This is a genomic window from Bacillus sp. FSL R9-9834, assembly GCF_038006905.1.
GTDB lineage: Bacteria > Bacillota > Bacilli > Bacillales > Bacillaceae_G > Bacillus_A > Bacillus_A pacificus.
On the sequence record NZ_JBBOWD010000004.1, the window covers coordinates 36098 to 52253 of the forward strand.

A 16156-nucleotide genomic window follows, 5' to 3' on the forward strand; every position below is an offset into this window, starting at 1 on the left:
TTCACTCCTTATCCCGCTTGGCTATATTGTGTTTCCCAACCAGATAGTACTTGTATCGCTTTAGATGCTAACTGTGAGCTTAAATCACTTAAATTTTCAGCATTGATATTACCTTTTAAAGTATCTTCAACTGTTTGTTTATCTGTTTGTGTTAATGTCGCTACATGCGCTATTTTTGCATGTATCATTTTCATTTGTTTCTCGGATGCTTTACCGTTACCACTTCCTTGTGGTTTGCTTGGATTGTGTCCGTTGTTACCTTTAGGTTTAGGCTTGTCCTTTCCATAAGTAGCACCGTTACCATCATCATCTTCACCTGTGTTTAAGCTAAGGAATGCTGCTAGTGAATATCGTCTTGCGTATGTTATGCAACTTCCTACTGCTTGCGGATCGTTCTTTACTGGTTTCATTGTTAGTTCGTCCGATTCAAGCCACTCACCACTCTCATGTAAGAGAAGTGTTTTTAACGTTACGTTTTGACCGTCTCCGCTTGGTATTTGCATAATACTTAATCCGTGTTTAGAAAGGATTGGTCTAATTTCATCTATAATCGTGTCTAGCGTTGCGTAATTGTTTTTAAAGAAAGGATTATCTGCATCCTTAGCGATTTTGTTAACTTCTGAATTGAATTTCACTAATGCTTTAGCTAGTTCGGTGATCGTTTCACTTTTATTCATTTTTCATTCCTCCTGTCATTCCACATGATCCCAAAGCTTTCTGTTAATAATTTTCCAAACCGTATCCTTATTAAGATTGAATATTTTTGAAATTTTAATTTGGCTTAATCCACTCTTATGCATTTCTCTCATTTTTTTAACATCAGATTCATTCACTTTACTCATCCCGTTTTTCATCCCTTTAGAATCTCCACGCAATTTGTTTTTTACCGCGTGCTGCGTATTCTCTTTCGGAGTGGTCCATTCTAAATTGCAAACACGATTGTCTGTTTTTATGCCGTTTATATGATTAACTTGCGATTTGTTATCAGGATTAGGAATGAACGTTTCTGCAACTAGCCTGTGAACATGTACTCTTTTTTTCACCTTGTTTTTGATTAACCCAACAGATGGATACCCTTTTAAATCAGATTGTTTCATTTGTTTTCTTTGCAATTTAAGATCGTAGCCATTGATTGTTTTCGTAATTCGTTCTTTCCTAAAAACAATTCCGTCATCTGTTATTTCATAAAGACCTTCATACCCTTTAACGTCTCTCATGGTTAACGAATCCTAATTCCTTCAGATTGCTTCAACGTAATTCCGTCCCATTTCATCCCATCTTTAACCGCTGCAAGTAATGACTTCTTATCAACTTTCGCTGGCTGAGGAATCATGTACTCCGGTGGTACAACTGCATCTTCTGCTATATCCAAGCTCGCTGGATTCTTCTGAATTCCTACAGTCACGATTGTGCCTTTGATACGCTTTACTTCTAATAAAGTCATTTGCTGGTACAAGTAATCTTTTAAGCTCTTACAATTGTTTTCTACCGCTATCCTACGTTCTGCTAAACGCTTTTCTTCTAACTTAATAGCTTCTGTATCTGCTTCAAGGTTTTTAATTAGTAACGCGATGTTTTGCGCTTTATCTTGAATACTTTCCTCAATCGCTTGTAATGTATCTTCCAATGCTGATGGATCTATTCCATCTTCAATCATCATTTGTAGTTCGTTATAGTTATTTGTTAATTCATAAAGTCTCATAGTTATTTAACCTCCGAGATTTCTATCTTGTTTCCGCATTCGTTACATAAAATTTCATCCGGAGAGTGATAATACGTTATCAAATCCATGTCCGAACCATCGCAATTATCACATTTTATTATTTTCACTAACTCTTCTTTAGTAATGTTTCTGATTAAAATATCCATTTTCATATCCTCCTAGAACGGCATTGAGCCATGTGGTTTATTTGTTAAAACCGTGATTACATAGTCAAGATCCAACTTCTTCACGATGTCTTTTTCTTTTTCAGACATTTGTTTTAAAGTTTCAATTGCACGTTCTTTTTGCTTGTCTAAAACATCTTTCATTTCCACATTCCTCCTTATTTACTTAGAAGAAACGACTGTGATATAATAGTGGTAGAAAATATTGCGTCGTTTCATGAACCAGTCGATTAGGGGTAATCGGCTGGTTTTATTTTGTTTTGATGCTGTGCGCATCATCATGACCAGAAGCGAGGTGGAGGGGAAAGGGTGTCCGCTCCTGATCATGATGACAAGCGCAACGCTTGTCCTATTTAGCTAGGGTAATAAACTCCTTATGCATTTCCCAAATCCTATATGCACTTCTATGTAACCCTTTTTCTTTTAAATCACGTATCATTTTGATAATGTTCGCTTTCTCTTCTTTGTCCCGCTGCTGTCTATCCATCACTTTTCATCCTTCATAAACCTTTTGTCTATCCAATCCATCAGATGAATAAATCCTGCGACTAAAATGACAATTACCAGAATCATTAAGTGTGAGAATGTGCTTTCTTCCATCATTTAGATCGCTTCCTTTCCGAGAAACTTATTAATGAAGTAAAGCTGACCTTTCCCTGTAACTTTTGTAGTGAATGATGTTACGAACTCACCTTGGCTATTTGTTCTTACATATTCTTGTGATTCAAATAACTCTAAATCCATTGAATACTGAGTTGGTGTGTTGTAAAGACTACCTTTCTTCTTGCAAAGATATCCGTTTTCTCTGAACCATTCGAAGAGTCTGTTTTGACCTGTGTCGATTCCTTTTTGTCTCATTAAGTTTGCTAACTGTTTGACGGTTATTAGGTTTGTTGATACTTGCACCGCTTCAGCAAATGTTACAAGCGGTTGTTGTTGTAAGATTGTTCGTTCCGCTTCAACTCGCTTTGCTTTCTCTTCTTTTAAGTTTGTAAGAAGACCAATCATAAAGTCTGGATTAGTTACCGCTTGTTCCAAGACTTGATCTGTCATGTATGCTCCGTGTTTTCTAATAGAAGGAAGTACCTCACTTGTTACCCACTTTTTGAATTTCTTTGCGCTTGGCAACTTACTTGAAAGGATTAAAGTGTATAACCCAGATTCGTTAATTACTTTCTGGTTTCTATTTTGTCTGCCGTCCCAAATTGGGAGGTCAGCTTTTTCATCTTCATCCACATGCATTTGAATAGCTTTCGATGTGTTGTTGTATCCTAAAACCTCCGCTACATCTTTAGCTACAAACCAAACATCTTCACTTTGTGTTACTGTTCGAACTTGTCCGAACTCTTCATTATTGAAAACTTGTAATTGATTCATTTTCTTTTTCCTCCGTTTCGTTAGTTGTCATTCCGACAACATTTTGAGCAAAAAAAAGTTCATTTATTGATACTCCAAGCGCATTTGCTAAAGTTGGTATCTTTTCAGCATCCAATCTTCTCTTGCCATTTTCTATAAAAGAAATAGCTGAAGCGTGGCTAAAATCAAGCTTCTTAGCTAGTTTTTCTTGTGTTATATTCTTTTGCTTGCGAATATCTCGAACTCTGCTTCCGAAAGTCATATTCGCTTCACCTCCTGTCGTTGTCGTTTTGACAACTTCTTGATTTCATTATAGGTTGTCATTTCGTAAATGTAAACCCCATTTTGTCATTTTGTTAAAAATATTTTTACAGATAGTGAAAAGTTGTCAAAAAGTATATATACTGTAATTAAAGAACAATGCTTTGCAATGCAAAACATTGCAAACTACACAATGGGATCTTATTTATAAAGGGGAATAATAAAATTATGAACTTAAACGAAAGATTGAAAGCGTGTCGCGAAAAGAAAGGTTACACACAGACTTTCATCTCAGAAAAATTAGACGTGAACAAAGCCACTTTATCTAGTTACGAATCAGGAAGACGTAAACCTGACTACGAGACATTAACTAAACTAGCAGACATATACGAGGTTTCAGTTGATTACTTATTAGGAAGATCAATACATCAAAAATTAACAGTAAAAGAAACAGAAGAGATCAGTAAAGAGACTAACGAATGGATGAAACTAATCAACCAACTATCAGAGGACAACAAAGAGTTATTTAAATCAACAATTCAAAGCTTTATATCTAAAAATAAAACTCCGTGAGACTAATAATTGTCTACGGAGTTTTATTTTACTTTTTTTCTGTATTTGATAATTCTAGTAGCATTTCACGTAGATGATCAATGTTTACCCCTTCTGTCTTCTCCATTAATAATAATTCAGATACTAAATTCTCCATAATACGTTGTCCCCCTCGAAATGTTTATGTATCAGCTTTTATAAGACTGTTTTGGAAAGCATTTGACCACATGGTCGATTCGCTTCCATTCCCCTTAAATTAGAAATGACACTATCAACAATTGATAGTGTCATTTCCTTTATCTATTAAATTCCCGTTGTGTTGCGACAGAATCAGCCGCCTGTCCCACCGGGATCAGCTTCCATATATAGTACAGGTTGTTCTGATTTAGCAACCTGTTGTGTTTCTTCTGTTTTTACTGCTGTAAAAGAAAAACAAGCTACAGCGGCAATCGCTAAAATCGATTTAATGACCTTTAATTTCAATCATTTCACCACCTTTATGTATGCCTTCATTATATCATTTCAAAGCCATTTTAGGTAGGGAAATATAGAAAAAATCACCTGTTTTTTCAAAATCTGCTATGGCCTCTTCAAAGAATGTTTTATCTCCTGTAGCAAGACCTTTGTAGTATTTTTGGAAAGGAGAAAGACTGCCATATTTCTTTTCTAACCCCTCTAAAATAATAATCGCCTCTTTCTCTCTGCCTATTTTTGCGTATAAATGTGCTTTTTCAGCTAAACTCGACGGGTTTATTTTATCAAGATTCTTTTCATGAACTATATTAAGAAAATCAAGCGTGTTTTTTATAAACCCTTTACGATTAAGAAGTTTTTTATTTGTAATGATTGGAAGAGTGGCGAAAGATTGTTCTAAAAAATAATGTGCCTTTTCATAATCCATCATATGCGTTTCGGCCAATGTACAATAAGCTAATGATTTCATACAATCATAAGGATTAGTTTCATCATTTATAATTTCGAAACATAATTTCCTCGCAGTCTCTAAATCATTTCCTCTTTGTGCACTCATTGACTCCATTTCTTTTATTCGTAATGAATATGATTTTCTAATGGTATCTTTACTAACATCATCAATCATTGGTTTCAATTGATTTGTATATTGTGAAACCATTCGATAGTCGCCAAAATTTAGTTGAGCATATATAAACGCAAACCCTGATAATATTTTAGCTTCGTTGTTAGATGTTTTAAAAGAATTCCTCATCTTGTCCGTCTCCACAAAAAAGTCATTATTAGATATCCTTCCAGACAGTCGCAGAGCAAGTAAATCATAAATAGATGCTATTTTCTTATTTATTCTTGCGTTTTTCGTAGTTTTATCTGAGTTTATTATTTTAGCGGTCAATTGTTTTTGTAATCCGTATTCGCCATACATATTCAAAACTTCCATGGCTACCCGTTCATTAACTGGCGTTAATTGTTCGAACATTTTTTTGACGCATTCTCTTCTATAGTTGATGTTATTCGGTTTATGCAACCTCAATGATTCTACAAAGTGCATAAAGTCAAATTCACTAGTCGCTTTAAAATAACTGTTCACAGTTGTGTGACTAACATCGAATCGTTTAGCTAATTTACGATTCGTGTACCCGTTACTCTTTAAATCCTCATGCATGTTACTTAATAAACTCTGCATTATTTGTCCTCCTCGTGGACAAAAAGACACGTAAACCCCATTTTCTTACATAAAAGGAAAACGTGTCACTCTCACTCTAAGTTGTGTTATAATATGTATGTACAAGATCCGCGACAATGTTCCCTAGTGTGGTTAGGGGGCAGTGTAAGAGTGTTGGTAGCACTACTTACACCGTGGGTCTTTTTTCACGTCCGTTTATTTTATTTGTTTTCATAATATCACATTTTTGGCAAATTTCAGTCATGGAGTTATCTGATAATTATTGAGAAAGTTGAGAAACCGCTGTACAGCAACGTTTCTTATGTTTCACGGAACCAAATATGCAATTCTGCATACCCTTCGCAGGATTACCTACATGCATATTTTACCACAAAACCGAACTTTTGTTCTAACATATTTTAAAACGATTCAAAACTAATCGTTTTGTATGCAAAAAGTTTCTTAATTAATCGTTTCATCCAAATATATACCATTCACTTCTCTTGTTCGCTTATAATTGTCACAGATTAAAAAGGGCGGTGAATAGTCATTGCTGAGCGAACGACTTATATACTTTCGCAAAAAAAACAAACTAACTCAAAATGATGTTGCTTACCATCTAAATGTTGTTCGTTCTACTTATACCAATTGGGAAGCAGGACGATCAGAACCTGATATTTCCACTCTAATCAAGATTTCCGAACTATATAACATCAGCTTGGATAACTTGGTTGGTAGAGAGTACCGAATCCCACCACAAGTCGAGGTCATATTAGATCAAATTTCCGATTTAGGCAAAGAGCCACAAAAGAAAGCATTAAACCTTTTAGTGGAATATACATACTTGATAAAAAAGTATTTTATGTAGGCCTCACACTCCTTATTTTGACACATAAACATCTTTACACATCAAGATAACACAGAATCTGCTATTAAGATTCTAAAACGAAATATGAAGTGTTGCAGCGTTCAATATTTCAAATTAAAGATATTGTATTTGAATCAATAATAAAAGAAATCATTTCCATTTTCTAGAGGTAAAATTTTACATAATTTTACCATATTAACCAATGAGGGCTTCGGCTCTCTTTTTTTATTTTCATTCGACAAAATATGACAATATACAAATAACTTGTTTGCTACCATGAGGTGAGAAATCTTACATTTTGAAAGGGGAAACAATATGAGCAACAACCAAAAGGATAAAAAACCTAGTGAGAGCAAACTAGCAAAACAAGCTATTGCTGCAATATATAAACAAGATTCAAATATTACACCTAATATCGTTACAATTAATTTACCTCAAGGAACTGGATATGCTGCTGTAACAAAAGATCACATTCAATGTTTTAAATACGATAAAACCATCAACGACGTAACTAGCATATCTAAAAATTCACTATCGGAATTCTCTTCAGTTACAGTAGACCATTACGCCTTAAAAACTGTATTCTCCTTCAAAGGGACCGTAAGACCATTTACTTTCATTCCTCAAGAGAAAGGTAAAGAAATCGAAAGGTTTATCCAAGATAATACATCCATTAAAATTGAACGTTTACAAAGAAAATGGTATCAAAAGATTTTAGGTTTCCGTTCCGGTAAGAAGTGGAAAATGGTAGTTGCTTGTCTTATATACATAATGATTATAGGTACAATTGGAAATATGATTTCTGGAAAAGACAACAAAAAAGAGGCGAATAATAATACAACACAAACTGCTTCTACTGAGCCAGAAAAACAAAAAGATGTTGAGAAAGAAAGACAAGAGGCTATAAAACAGGTTCAAGATGAAGAAAAAGCAAAAGCTGAAGAAGAGAAAAAGAAACAAGAAAAAGAAGCTGCTGCAAAACCTATAGAGAAAAAAGAAGTAACGCTTGAGGATAAAATAAAAAAACTCACAAATAAAAAATTTGGTGAGAAAAAAGTTGAGTCTGTTAAGGTAAATGACAACTTAGGAACCGAAGATCCAAATGATAAAATTGTGTTAATTACTACTGAAGCCAAAGAAAACATATCAGCAAATTACACTAAAAAAGGCATGTGGATTGATACCATATCCATATTAAAAGATTTAAAGGATGAGAAAAATATAAGCGAAATTGCTTTCTTTTATAAATATCCACTAGTAGATCAGTATGGTAACGAGAAAAAAGACAATGTTATGAAAATCACCCTTAACCGTGAAACACTAGACAAGATTAACTACGATAATTTCCTACATGACAACTTACCTAAAGTAGCTAATCAATATTGGGAGCATCCGGCATTGAGTAAAAAATAATTTACACTTGATAGAGCGCTTTTCTTTATGAATTAATCTATAACAGAAGATTAGACAGCGAAAATCACTTTATCCACAATATTTAATGAACACATGATTAAATTGAAAATAAAAAACATCAAACCTGTGGATAAATAAGGTTATCCACAAAAAAGACCGTCATTAATCTGACGGTCTTCTCTTTTACTCTTCTTTTTTCAACAAAGTTCTGCTATCATAAAGTGGTAGATATATAAATTGCAAATGTAAATTTTTCATATAAATTATAAAAATAAAAAAACCCCGACGAAATTTTCATAGGTTGGAAGAGTTTGGCCGCCCGACTAACCGATGAAAATTGAAACACGAGGTTTGTATTAACATATTTAAAGTTGTATCGCTATGTCTATGATAGCATATACTTTAAAAAATGTGAACTACAATCCTCTATTTTCCTATACCCATTTTTGGTCGGGGTGGAAATTGGAGGATTTTTTGTTATGTCAATTGTTAGAAGAAAGAAAACATCAGAATACTCACCACTACATAATGGTCTATTACAAGACAAAAGATTAAGTTACAGCGCAAGAGGTTTAGCTAGTTATCTTTTATCTCTTCCTGAAGATTGGACTATTATTAAAGATCAATTATATAACCACTCAGAAAAAGATGGTCGTAAAGTAGTAGATAGATGTTTTATAGAATTGCTTCAATATGGATACATGATTGCAGGGTATGGATATGGTTTAAAAGAAGGATCACGTTCTAAACGTCCAGTAAAACAGTATGAATATATAATTTCAGACATACCTTTTATGGCAGATGAAATTGATGCGTTTTATTTAGAATTATGTCAAAAATGGAAGAGTGCAGGTATAAATCCTTGTAACTACAGTGATTTAAGTAATGTCCAAAAGGTACAGTACAAAAAGAACAGTACAAAAGGTACACCTACAAAGAAAGATCTTAAAAAGAAAGATTTACAAAAAGATCTTGAAGAAGAAGAAATTATAACCAACCCTGTCACTGAATCTATAATTCTTGATTTAATGAATTCAAAAATAAAAGAACGAGAGATTACAAACGAAAAAACAATTACAGCAATTCTTGCAGTTGCTAGTAAATGTAAAGTTATTGGAACTACTGATATAGCAGCCGCTGAAAACTTTGTAATTAAAGTTGTAGAAGAAAAAATGTCTAAGCTTGGCCAAAAACAGAAAGTGCGAAAAGGTACAGTAAAAACAGGAAGAAGCGAAATACTTCCGGAATGGGTTAAAGAAGAACGAGAGAAAGAAAAACAAGAAGAATACTCTTATACACCAGAAAAACGGGAATTAAAAAATTGGGATGATTTAACACCGGAATTTAAAAATGTAATTTTACCATCGATTAAGAAAGCAATTAACAATGATAAGGATGATGAAAGTATTTCAGCTGTATTCGGGATTGTTGTTCAAGATATTGCTTCATTACGTAAAACTATAACTGAGGAAGATCAAAAACGTTTAAATGAATTATTGAATAAACGTAAAAAAGATTGACTACATATAGGCACTGAGGAGTTGTATACGTATGCCAAGAAAATTCAAGTTTACTGAAGAAGAACAATTACGATTTAATCATTTTGTTACGACAGATGAATTTGCAGAAGTATTAGCTATCGCCTGGAGATACGGTTCTAAACGAAATGACAGTTTCTCAATAAGAAGTCAAAGAAAATGGATTGTTACTCGTTTTTCGGAGTTAGTTGAAAGAAGTTGGTCTATGAGATATTGCGAATACGGCGGTGATGAACCTTATTGGGAAGGAGCAGTATGCTTAAATCACCCTTTAGTAAACATGCTAGTTGAAATGGGTTGGTCCCAAGTTACTAAAGAAGAGCGTTCTTTTCCAATAGGCGATTTTAATGAAGTAGTGTTTGTAAAGACTTTTATTCTACTGTTGCACGATTTAGGAACGATTCGAGAAAAGAGAAAAGGTAAAATATTAGTTCGCCCACGATTACGAATTCATGGATCAGTTGATGTATTAAATAATATTGGTCGGGTCCTCCACAATGAACTAAATATCGGATTTAAAAAATTGCAAAGTGATCAAAAGGTTCCAAGAGCAAAAACAATTTACTTCCAATCTAAAACCGAAATACCAAAGATTTTAGAATTCGCTGGAGCTGTAGAATCGTTAGATAAATTTAATTCGCTTGATTTAGGATTTAAGGAATTAATGACAGTATAAAATTTCACACACCGTACTATTTTTATATTTTCGAAAATCCGTATTTAGGGAATTTCAACGAATCTTAGGGAGGACAAGCCTATGTCTTCCCTACCTCGCAACATGCATTTTTGTAGATATTGCGAAGACTTGGCGCTGCCCTACAACCTTGCAAATTAATAATCAATGATTAACCAATGATATTTTAATGTTTTTGGTATATTTCATTGGATTTAGGCGTAAACATCTGTTAGAATCAAAAATACCAATGATTAATCAATGGTTACGAAAGGGGAATGAATATGTTATTAGGAAATCCATATGCGATTGACTTAGGAAATGGGTTTACAAAGCGTGCATCAAAGAAAAATAAATCATTAGAAGCAGATGTTATTACAGAATTATCGGTATTAGCTCCGGTAGATGACTATTACAACGAGGCAAGTTTTACAAAAATTGAACTAACAAACACTGACTTCCCTTATTACATAGGAGAAGAAGCTAGAAAATCAAAGCTTCCATTAATTCGCGCTCTTGGTGAGAACAAAGCAAAACGTTATGAGGATCCAACGTTTAAAAAACAATTATTCGGATTCATTGCGAAAGATTTTAAGAAGAACGTTACTATTCCTCTACTTGTTACAGGACTTCCAGTTTCACACTTTGGAAATCAACGCGAATCGATTCAAAAAGTAGCTATGGAAGAAACAGCTGTAAAAGTAAATGGCCAACTAATCACAATTAAAGTAAAACAATGTTTAGTAATTCCGCAGCCCGTAGGAACACAATATTACCTAGTTAAAAAGGATATCATCAAAAAAGAAGATCGCATTCTTATTATCGATGGTGGATTTGGTACATTTGATGTTACTGACATGTCTGGTAATGCTGTTATCGACCGCTTAGGAACTGAATTAGGCTGCGAAAAAGCATTCATGACTATCGAACAAATTGTTCGCGATAATATTGGAGAAACACCTGATTTAAGCGTTTCTAACATGCACTATATCCTTGAGAATGGTTACAAATATAATGGTTCATTATATGACCTGTACACTCATAAAGATGTAGCTGATAAAGTAGATGCTGAATTGCAACGCCATTTTGAAGCAGCACTACGTGAGGTTTCTCAAAAGTTCAATTTAGCAGTGTACGATAAAATTGTTTGGACTGGTGGAATGGCTGCTCTTCATCAGAAACGAATCGAGAAGAAAAAAGAGCAATTCCCTACATTTGCAGTTCTAGAAAATGGTCAAGAAGCTAACCTATTAGGATACTACTACTTAGGATGTGATGTTTTTGACAAACTTACAAAAGAAAAAGCTACAAATTGAGCTTAACCCTAACAATGATAAGGTCCTTTATAATTTTGTAACTCGTTTAGAGGAACAAGGAAAAGGACAAAAAGGTTATGTGAATAAACAAATTAAAAAACGATTAGAAATGTACCAGGTGCTTGCGGAAGTTGCTGGAGAAGAAGATCCACTTCAATTAGTGAAGAAATTATTAATAAATATAAATACTCATGGTATACAGAATGACTCCGGAGAAGATGAAAAACCTTCTGAGGAAGCTGTAGACAATGCTATGGATTTACTTAATAACATCAACAGTGGTAACTGGTAGATAATTATCTAAGAAGAATATAATCTCCCTCCTCTCTTTTAACCATTTTTTATGGAATATTGGAATTATGGAAAAGTGTCCCTGAGATAAACAAGAGAGAGGAGGTGATTTTTCGAAAGAGGGGAGCAACTTGAGCAATGTTAACCCTATGTTTGAACCTCAAAAACAATCTACTACAATAACAAACTTACAACCTCGTAAAACACGATCTGATAAAAAGAAAGATATAAAAATTCCGGTAAATGAAATTCAACGACAGTTAATAAGATCCTCAGCATTCCAAGAAGGAATAACCACTACACAATATATGTCCAAATTAATCACAGAACACCTCGAAATTGATTATATAAGCGAAATACATGCATACGAATATAAAGACACTAAAAAGTACATCCATGCGAAATTGGAGCAGGAAACGCACTCTAAGCTTGTCCAATTAGCGATTGAATGGGGAGTTTCACAAAGAGCAGCTGCAACACGTATTTTATGCTTTGCATTACGCACAATGTGAGAGGTGACAGTATGTACAGTAAATACGATGTTATGACGAAGGAAATACAACTTATGAGCGCTAGTAATTGGTGGGAACGAACTAAGATTGAATGGAAATTAAAAGAGAAGTACCGTTTTGAAGTGAAGATGCTCAAAATATACTTATTCCGCATGAATATCATAATTGAAGATATGGAAGAGGAAGAATACGAGTGCAATGCTAGTGATTTAGCTGAAATACTAGTCGAGGATTTTCTTGAACATATAAGATCCAAGAATAGTATGGAGCAGTTGTATCAAATTCTAGAGAGTAAGAAGCACTATACAGATTGCGAATTAGAATTTAATGAAAATGATGAAAGGTACGGAACAGTTGAAGTGAAGATTGATAGAAGGACATTGAGAAGAATTGAAGTGTTTTTCTCTGATATGGCTCACACCTACCCTATGCATGGATATACCGCTGATAAATTGATTAATATCTTAATGTGTGACTACATGAAATATTATGCTGAAGAACCTGGAAAGAAACTATCCCTACTGAAACGCAGATTTTCATAATAATTAAGATTCCTATTTTCGGGATGTTTAAAAAATGAAATCTTTGGCCACTCTTGTACTAAGAAATTTAAAACAGGAGTGATTACAGTGAAATGGCTTATTTCTGGTAAAGGGAGAAAATCGAAGCTCTCCAATTTTCTGGAGAAGAATAAAATTACTTAGCAGGAGTTAGCAGAAAGAAGCGGAGTTAGTAAGTCTACAATTAGTCGTGTGTGCCAAGGTGATAAATTTTCTCCAACTATGAAGAATGCACAAAAGATTATAAAGGCATTAAAGAAATTAACTAATAAAGATGTACATTACGATGATTTTTGGATGTAGCCCCGTTAAAAACGGGGCTATTTATTATTAGGGATAATTATTGTGTTTTTGGACATTTCTTTACTATGGAAAAATGTTAGGGGAGAAGTGTCAGTCCGTCCTAACAAATTTAAAAAGATTAAAACCATTTAAATACAGGTTATAATTGAGAAAAAACGTAAGAAATTGAACCCCAACTTCAGCGTACATATTTTACTATCATAATTAATATAATTCATCTCTTTAAATTTGTTAGGACGGCCTAACAAATTTAAACGGAAAAAGGGTTCGTCAGAATTTTGACGAACCCTTTTAAACTTACTTTACATACACATAGGCTTCACTTGCTGTGATATAGTATGTTTTTCCCTTGCTATTGTGTACTTTATATTGTGAGGATCCATTTACGTTTATTTTTGCGTCAATTGTAAAACCTAAACCTGCATCTACAGAACCCGCAACATCTTTATCCTGCCAAGATGGAGCATCGTAGAATCGCAGGTTATTAACTTTGGAAACAACGCGTTTACCTACAATAGAGGCATCTACTGTACTTTTCTTGCTAAATTTCACATAAGATGGATCATTTTTAACCCATTGATCACCGCCAAGGCTTAACCAACCATCTTTTTCAGCCCATACAACATAAGATTCCGGTTTATTTAGCTGACGAATCTTAGAATAGCTTGTACTAGGACCTTTACGTAAGTTCACATTGTAACCTTCAATATAAGCAATACCATCTGTTACAGCTGTTGGAACTTCCGCTGGTTTAGATGGTTTCTCCGGTACAGAAACATCCACACTAGAATTATTGTATGCTCGTTGTACATCAGCACGGAATTGGGATTCTGAAACACCGTGAGACTTTAAGTAATCAAGCGGGTCTTCATGATCTGTACCGCCAAGATATTTCGTCACATCGTAGTGAGTCCACAATCCTTTTTCTACTGATATTCCACGATCACGAAGGATTTTAGCCAATAACTTAACGTATTTATCGTAGCTACGTTTAAATTTTTCATAATCTCTTGTTTCGCATAATTCTACGTGAACAAATCGTTTATTCGCTCCTGGTCCTGCACCATAAGCAATGTATTTCGTATCAGCAATTTGGATTGTTTCATTCCAATCAACTGCATAATGTACGAATGCTGAGCGCCATGTACGAGATTCGTATTTTTGAATATTAATAGCCGGAGCCTCTGGAGTTGCTGTAGAATGTGCTACTACGCCCTCATAACCCCCTACACCATTACGGTATGGTTGTTTAGGTAAATCAGGAATAATAAGCGTTCTATCAGCAAAAGCACTTGTTGCAACGGATAAAGCTAAAACAACAGCAAAGAGTACAGAAGAAATATGTTTTAATGTTTTTTTCATTTTATATCAGCATCCTTTTTTATAATTTTTGTGTGGTCAAATAATCCACTTGCTGACAGTCCAATGATGATTCCTTGAAATACATTTGATTTAATGTCTCCTCCCAAAAATAAAACGCCTAGCACAATGCCAAGCGTTAAATTCAATAACGGAATATATTTTGTTTGTAATCCAATTGTTTTTACGATTTGGGAAAGGCCAACTACAATTCCAATCATTACAGCTAAATTAACCATTACATGCCACCTCCTTTCATTAAGAAAGTGAGAATTCCACCAACAATTCCGCCGACAATAAGTCGTAAGATCCAAGTAGTATTGGCACTGATTTTATCTAGCTGCTTGTTGATATTGATAATGTCTTTCTCGTTACCAGTTGTTCGCATTTCTAAACTTTTAATTTCTAAACGGATGTCCTTTATATCTTGCTTGATTTCTTGAACATCACTTCTTACTTCTTGTAGACCCTCCACTTCAATCACCTCATTTTCAAAATAAAAAGAAGCATAATTATGCTTCTTTACGCTGCAAAATAACTTGGATCCATTCCAAATATCTCTGCAATATCTTCTTCACTTCTATCTTTTAGATAAGACTCAGTTGTGGAGATATCAGAATGATTAGCAAGCGATTTTAATTTTTCAAGCGGTACACCCTGCACCTTTAAATTATCTAATCTACTGTGACGGAAACAGTGAGGATTAATTTTATATTCCTTACCTTCTTTTTCGTATAGCATTTCAGCAAATATTTTGCACCAGTAATTAAATACGCTTTTATTTAAAAGTTTCCGACCACCATTCTTATAAACACGTACAAACAAATCTGGAATTGTATCTTTACCTCGTTGCTCTATATATAAACGAATACATTTCTGTACTCGAGGATTATAATACAATCTGAATTTCTTACCTCGCTTACCACGTACTATATTCGTGAAATACCGTTCTGTTAGTTCTTCTTTTCGAACTTGATAAACTTCATTCTTTCTTGCTGCACTATAATAAGAAAGCGCTAAATAAGTTGCTAGCATATATTTTTCTTGTTCAAGTAATTCATCGATTAACCACTCAATTTGTTCTTCGGTAATAAAAGTAATTTCTCTGACCGGATTTTTAGGTAATCCTCTGACCCGTGAACCTACATTAAATTCATATTCATAGTCATCATCGTCCGCACAAAATTCAAGTGCTGAACGTAATGCGCTCATTAATCCATTCACACGTGCATTAGACATTCCCAGCTCTTGAAAAATAATAGATAAATTCCGAATGTCTTTACGTGTTAATTCAATTAGATTTTTATTTTCGAAGTTTTCATGTATTAGAAACAAAATAATTCGTAAATCCCAACCATATTGCTTTAAAGTGCTTGCCGCTTTCCCTTGTGCTTTCTTTTCAATTAGAAAATCTTTGACTAGTTTTTTGTTTTCTTGGCTAACATGCTTTTCATAAATTGCTTGGTCTACTATTCGTTTCACACTGATCATCTCCTCAAAATAAAAAGAGAAGCAAAATCGCTCCTCTTGATCTATGAATTGAATTTTTACTCAAAGCCTTATTTTGTTTATAATAAAAAGCCCACTATTGTGCGCTATCAGTAATTAAATCTGCTCTTCCATTGTCAGTT

General features: G+C 34.0%; 22 protein-coding genes and 1 pseudogene. 10 read left to right on the forward strand and 13 right to left on the reverse strand.

The window, feature by feature from the left end; genetic code table 11:
- Window positions 1–8: 8 nt before the first annotated feature.
- The 7 genes from MKY00_RS29955 to MKY00_RS29985 form a co-directional block, all read right to left on the reverse strand.
- Window positions 9–677, reverse strand: a complete 669-nt coding sequence (locus MKY00_RS29955; RefSeq protein ID WP_074585935.1) for an ERF family protein — start codon at window positions 675–677, stop codon at window positions 9–11.
- 15 nt (window positions 678–692) lie between these two features.
- Entirely contained in the window at window positions 693–1217 is a 525-nt protein-coding gene (locus MKY00_RS29960) for an HNH endonuclease (protein WP_074585934.1), read from the reverse strand.
- Between the two features lie 2 nt (window positions 1218–1219).
- The gene (locus MKY00_RS29965) at window positions 1220–1702 is read right to left on the reverse strand and encodes a siphovirus Gp157 family protein (RefSeq protein ID WP_341035563.1); all 483 of its coding nucleotides are present in this window, start codon (window positions 1700–1702) and stop codon (window positions 1220–1222) included.
- Between the two features lie 2 nt (window positions 1703–1704).
- Window positions 1705–1869: a hypothetical protein gene (locus MKY00_RS29970; protein ID WP_262731621.1), complete on the reverse strand. Its 165-nt coding sequence runs from the start codon at window positions 1867–1869 to the stop codon at window positions 1705–1707.
- 12 nt (window positions 1870–1881) lie between these two features.
- Window positions 1882–2031 carry a hypothetical protein gene (locus MKY00_RS29975; protein WP_262731623.1) on the reverse strand — a complete coding sequence of 50 codons (150 nt, stop codon included), beginning with the start codon at window positions 2029–2031 and terminating at the stop codon, window positions 1882–1884.
- Between the two features lie 459 nt (window positions 2032–2490).
- Window positions 2491–3264: a phage antirepressor gene (locus MKY00_RS29980; RefSeq protein ID WP_153474126.1), complete on the reverse strand. Its 774-nt coding sequence runs from the start codon at window positions 3262–3264 to the stop codon at window positions 2491–2493.
- Window positions 3239–3505, reverse strand: a complete 267-nt coding sequence (locus tag MKY00_RS29985; RefSeq protein WP_262731588.1) for a helix-turn-helix domain-containing protein — start codon at window positions 3503–3505, stop codon at window positions 3239–3241. Before MKY00_RS29985 ends, MKY00_RS29980 begins: the two co-directional genes overlap by 26 nt.
- 227 nt (window positions 3506–3732) lie before the next feature.
- On the opposite strand from MKY00_RS29985, the gene MKY00_RS29990 reads away from it, so the two are divergent.
- Window positions 3733–4077, forward strand: a complete 345-nt coding sequence (locus tag MKY00_RS29990) for a helix-turn-helix domain-containing protein (protein WP_001052324.1) — start codon at window positions 3733–3735, stop codon at window positions 4075–4077.
- Between the two features lie 309 nt (window positions 4078–4386).
- Here MKY00_RS29990 and MKY00_RS29995 read toward each other — a convergent pair whose 3' ends face one another.
- Together MKY00_RS29995 and MKY00_RS30000 are read right to left on the reverse strand one after the other, a co-directional pair.
- Window positions 4387–4539 (reverse strand): hypothetical protein, encoded by a 153-nt coding sequence (locus tag MKY00_RS29995; RefSeq protein ID WP_000770087.1) that lies wholly within the window; start codon window positions 4537–4539, stop codon window positions 4387–4389.
- 34 nt (window positions 4540–4573) lie between these two features.
- On the reverse strand, window positions 4574–5713 hold the full coding sequence (locus MKY00_RS30000) for an AimR family lysis-lysogeny pheromone receptor (RefSeq protein WP_001191118.1): 1140 nt from the start codon (window positions 5711–5713) through the stop codon (window positions 4574–4576).
- A 529-nt stretch (window positions 5714–6242) separates the two neighbouring features.
- Here MKY00_RS30000 and MKY00_RS30005 point away from each other — a divergent pair.
- The 9 genes and pseudogenes from MKY00_RS30005 (at window position 6243) to MKY00_RS30045 (ending at window position 13166) form a co-directional block, all read left to right on the forward strand.
- Window positions 6243–6560 carry a helix-turn-helix transcriptional regulator gene (locus MKY00_RS30005; protein WP_073530787.1) on the forward strand — a complete coding sequence of 106 codons (318 nt, stop codon included), beginning with the start codon at window positions 6243–6245 and terminating at the stop codon, window positions 6558–6560.
- A 315-nt stretch (window positions 6561–6875) separates the two neighbouring features.
- On the forward strand, window positions 6876–7973 hold the full coding sequence (locus tag MKY00_RS30010; RefSeq protein WP_239693944.1) for a hypothetical protein: 1098 nt from the start codon (window positions 6876–6878) through the stop codon (window positions 7971–7973).
- A 479-nt stretch (window positions 7974–8452) separates the two neighbouring features.
- On the forward strand, window positions 8453–9493 hold the full coding sequence (locus tag MKY00_RS30015) for a hypothetical protein (RefSeq protein ID WP_239693945.1): 1041 nt from the start codon (window positions 8453–8455) through the stop codon (window positions 9491–9493).
- A gap of 31 nt (window positions 9494–9524) precedes the next feature.
- Window positions 9525–10187 carry a hypothetical protein gene (locus MKY00_RS30020; RefSeq protein WP_074585864.1) on the forward strand — a complete coding sequence of 221 codons (663 nt, stop codon included), beginning with the start codon at window positions 9525–9527 and terminating at the stop codon, window positions 10185–10187.
- Between the two features lie 281 nt (window positions 10188–10468).
- Window positions 10469–11500 carry a ParM/StbA family protein gene (locus tag MKY00_RS30025; RefSeq protein ID WP_073530784.1) on the forward strand — a complete coding sequence of 344 codons (1032 nt, stop codon included), beginning with the start codon at window positions 10469–10471 and terminating at the stop codon, window positions 11498–11500.
- Entirely contained in the window at window positions 11460–11792 is a 333-nt protein-coding gene (locus MKY00_RS30030) for a peptidylprolyl isomerase (RefSeq protein WP_073530783.1), read from the forward strand. Before MKY00_RS30025 ends, MKY00_RS30030 begins: the two co-directional genes overlap by 41 nt.
- Window positions 11793–11922: 130 nt before the next feature.
- Window positions 11923–12303, forward strand: coding sequence for a hypothetical protein (locus MKY00_RS30035; protein ID WP_074585865.1), 381 nt, complete (start codon window positions 11923–11925; stop codon window positions 12301–12303).
- A gap of 11 nt (window positions 12304–12314) precedes the next feature.
- Window positions 12315–12845, forward strand: a complete 531-nt coding sequence (locus MKY00_RS30040; RefSeq protein ID WP_074585866.1) for a hypothetical protein — start codon at window positions 12315–12317, stop codon at window positions 12843–12845.
- A gap of 87 nt (window positions 12846–12932) precedes the next feature.
- Window positions 12933–13166 (forward strand): annotated as a pseudogene (locus MKY00_RS30045) (helix-turn-helix domain-containing protein).
- A 297-nt stretch (window positions 13167–13463) separates the two neighbouring features.
- Here the strand turns inward: MKY00_RS30045 and MKY00_RS30050 are convergent.
- The 4 genes from MKY00_RS30050 to MKY00_RS30065 are packed head-to-tail and all read right to left on the reverse strand — an operon-like array spanning window position 13464 to window position 16007.
- Window positions 13464–14528 carry an N-acetylmuramoyl-L-alanine amidase gene (locus MKY00_RS30050; RefSeq protein ID WP_341035581.1) on the reverse strand — a complete coding sequence of 355 codons (1065 nt, stop codon included), beginning with the start codon at window positions 14526–14528 and terminating at the stop codon, window positions 13464–13466.
- Window positions 14525–14764: a holin gene (locus tag MKY00_RS30055; protein WP_341035582.1), complete on the reverse strand. Its 240-nt coding sequence runs from the start codon at window positions 14762–14764 to the stop codon at window positions 14525–14527. The genes MKY00_RS30050 and MKY00_RS30055 overlap by 4 nt, the downstream gene beginning before the upstream one ends.
- Window positions 14764–15000, reverse strand: coding sequence for a hemolysin XhlA family protein (locus tag MKY00_RS30060; RefSeq protein ID WP_000398738.1), 237 nt, complete (start codon window positions 14998–15000; stop codon window positions 14764–14766). Before MKY00_RS30060 ends, MKY00_RS30055 begins: the two co-directional genes overlap by 1 nt.
- 47 nt (window positions 15001–15047) lie before the next feature.
- A complete protein-coding gene (locus MKY00_RS30065; RefSeq protein ID WP_341035583.1) occupies window positions 15048–16007 on the reverse strand; it encodes a tyrosine-type recombinase/integrase in 960 nt (319 codons plus the stop codon).
- Window positions 16008–16156: the final 149 nt, after the last annotated feature.

What these genes read in the sequence shown, in the direction of transcription:
- MKY00_RS29990 (WP_001052324.1), top strand. Translation starts at nt 3,733, where the DNA reads ATGAACTTAAACGAAAGATTGAAAGCGTGTCGCGAAAAGAAAGGTTAC.
- MKY00_RS30025 (WP_073530784.1), top strand. Translation starts at nt 10,469, where the DNA reads ATGTTATTAGGAAATCCATATGCGATTGACTTAGGAAATGGGTTTACA.
- MKY00_RS29955 (WP_074585935.1), bottom strand. Translation starts at nt 677, where the DNA reads ATGAATAAAAGTGAAACGATCACCGAACTAGCTAAAGCATTAGTGAAA.
- MKY00_RS29960 (WP_074585934.1), bottom strand. Translation starts at nt 1,217, where the DNA reads ATGAGAGACGTTAAAGGGTATGAAGGTCTTTATGAAATAACAGATGAC.
- MKY00_RS30020 (WP_074585864.1), top strand. Translation starts at nt 9,525, where the DNA reads ATGCCAAGAAAATTCAAGTTTACTGAAGAAGAACAATTACGATTTAAT.
- MKY00_RS29975 (WP_262731623.1), bottom strand. Translation starts at nt 2,031, where the DNA reads ATGAAAGATGTTTTAGACAAGCAAAAAGAACGTGCAATTGAAACTTTA.
- MKY00_RS30050 (WP_341035581.1), bottom strand. Translation starts at nt 14,528, where the DNA reads ATGAAAAAAACATTAAAACATATTTCTTCTGTACTCTTTGCTGTTGTT.
- MKY00_RS30000 (WP_001191118.1), bottom strand. Translation starts at nt 5,713, where the DNA reads ATGCAGAGTTTATTAAGTAACATGCATGAGGATTTAAAGAGTAACGGG.
- MKY00_RS30030 (WP_073530783.1), top strand. Translation starts at nt 11,460, where the DNA reads ATGTTTTTGACAAACTTACAAAAGAAAAAGCTACAAATTGAGCTTAAC.
- MKY00_RS29985 (WP_262731588.1), bottom strand. Translation starts at nt 3,505, where the DNA reads ATGACTTTCGGAAGCAGAGTTCGAGATATTCGCAAGCAAAAGAATATA.
- MKY00_RS30010 (WP_239693944.1), top strand. Translation starts at nt 6,876, where the DNA reads ATGAGCAACAACCAAAAGGATAAAAAACCTAGTGAGAGCAAACTAGCA.
- MKY00_RS29980 (WP_153474126.1), bottom strand. Translation starts at nt 3,264, where the DNA reads ATGAATCAATTACAAGTTTTCAATAATGAAGAGTTCGGACAAGTTCGA.
- MKY00_RS30040 (WP_074585866.1), top strand. Translation starts at nt 12,315, where the DNA reads ATGTACAGTAAATACGATGTTATGACGAAGGAAATACAACTTATGAGC.
- MKY00_RS30015 (WP_239693945.1), top strand. Translation starts at nt 8,453, where the DNA reads ATGTCAATTGTTAGAAGAAAGAAAACATCAGAATACTCACCACTACAT.
- MKY00_RS30055 (WP_341035582.1), bottom strand. Translation starts at nt 14,764, where the DNA reads ATGGTTAATTTAGCTGTAATGATTGGAATTGTAGTTGGCCTTTCCCAA.
- MKY00_RS29965 (WP_341035563.1), bottom strand. Translation starts at nt 1,702, where the DNA reads ATGAGACTTTATGAATTAACAAATAACTATAACGAACTACAAATGATG.
- MKY00_RS29970 (WP_262731621.1), bottom strand. Translation starts at nt 1,869, where the DNA reads ATGGATATTTTAATCAGAAACATTACTAAAGAAGAGTTAGTGAAAATA.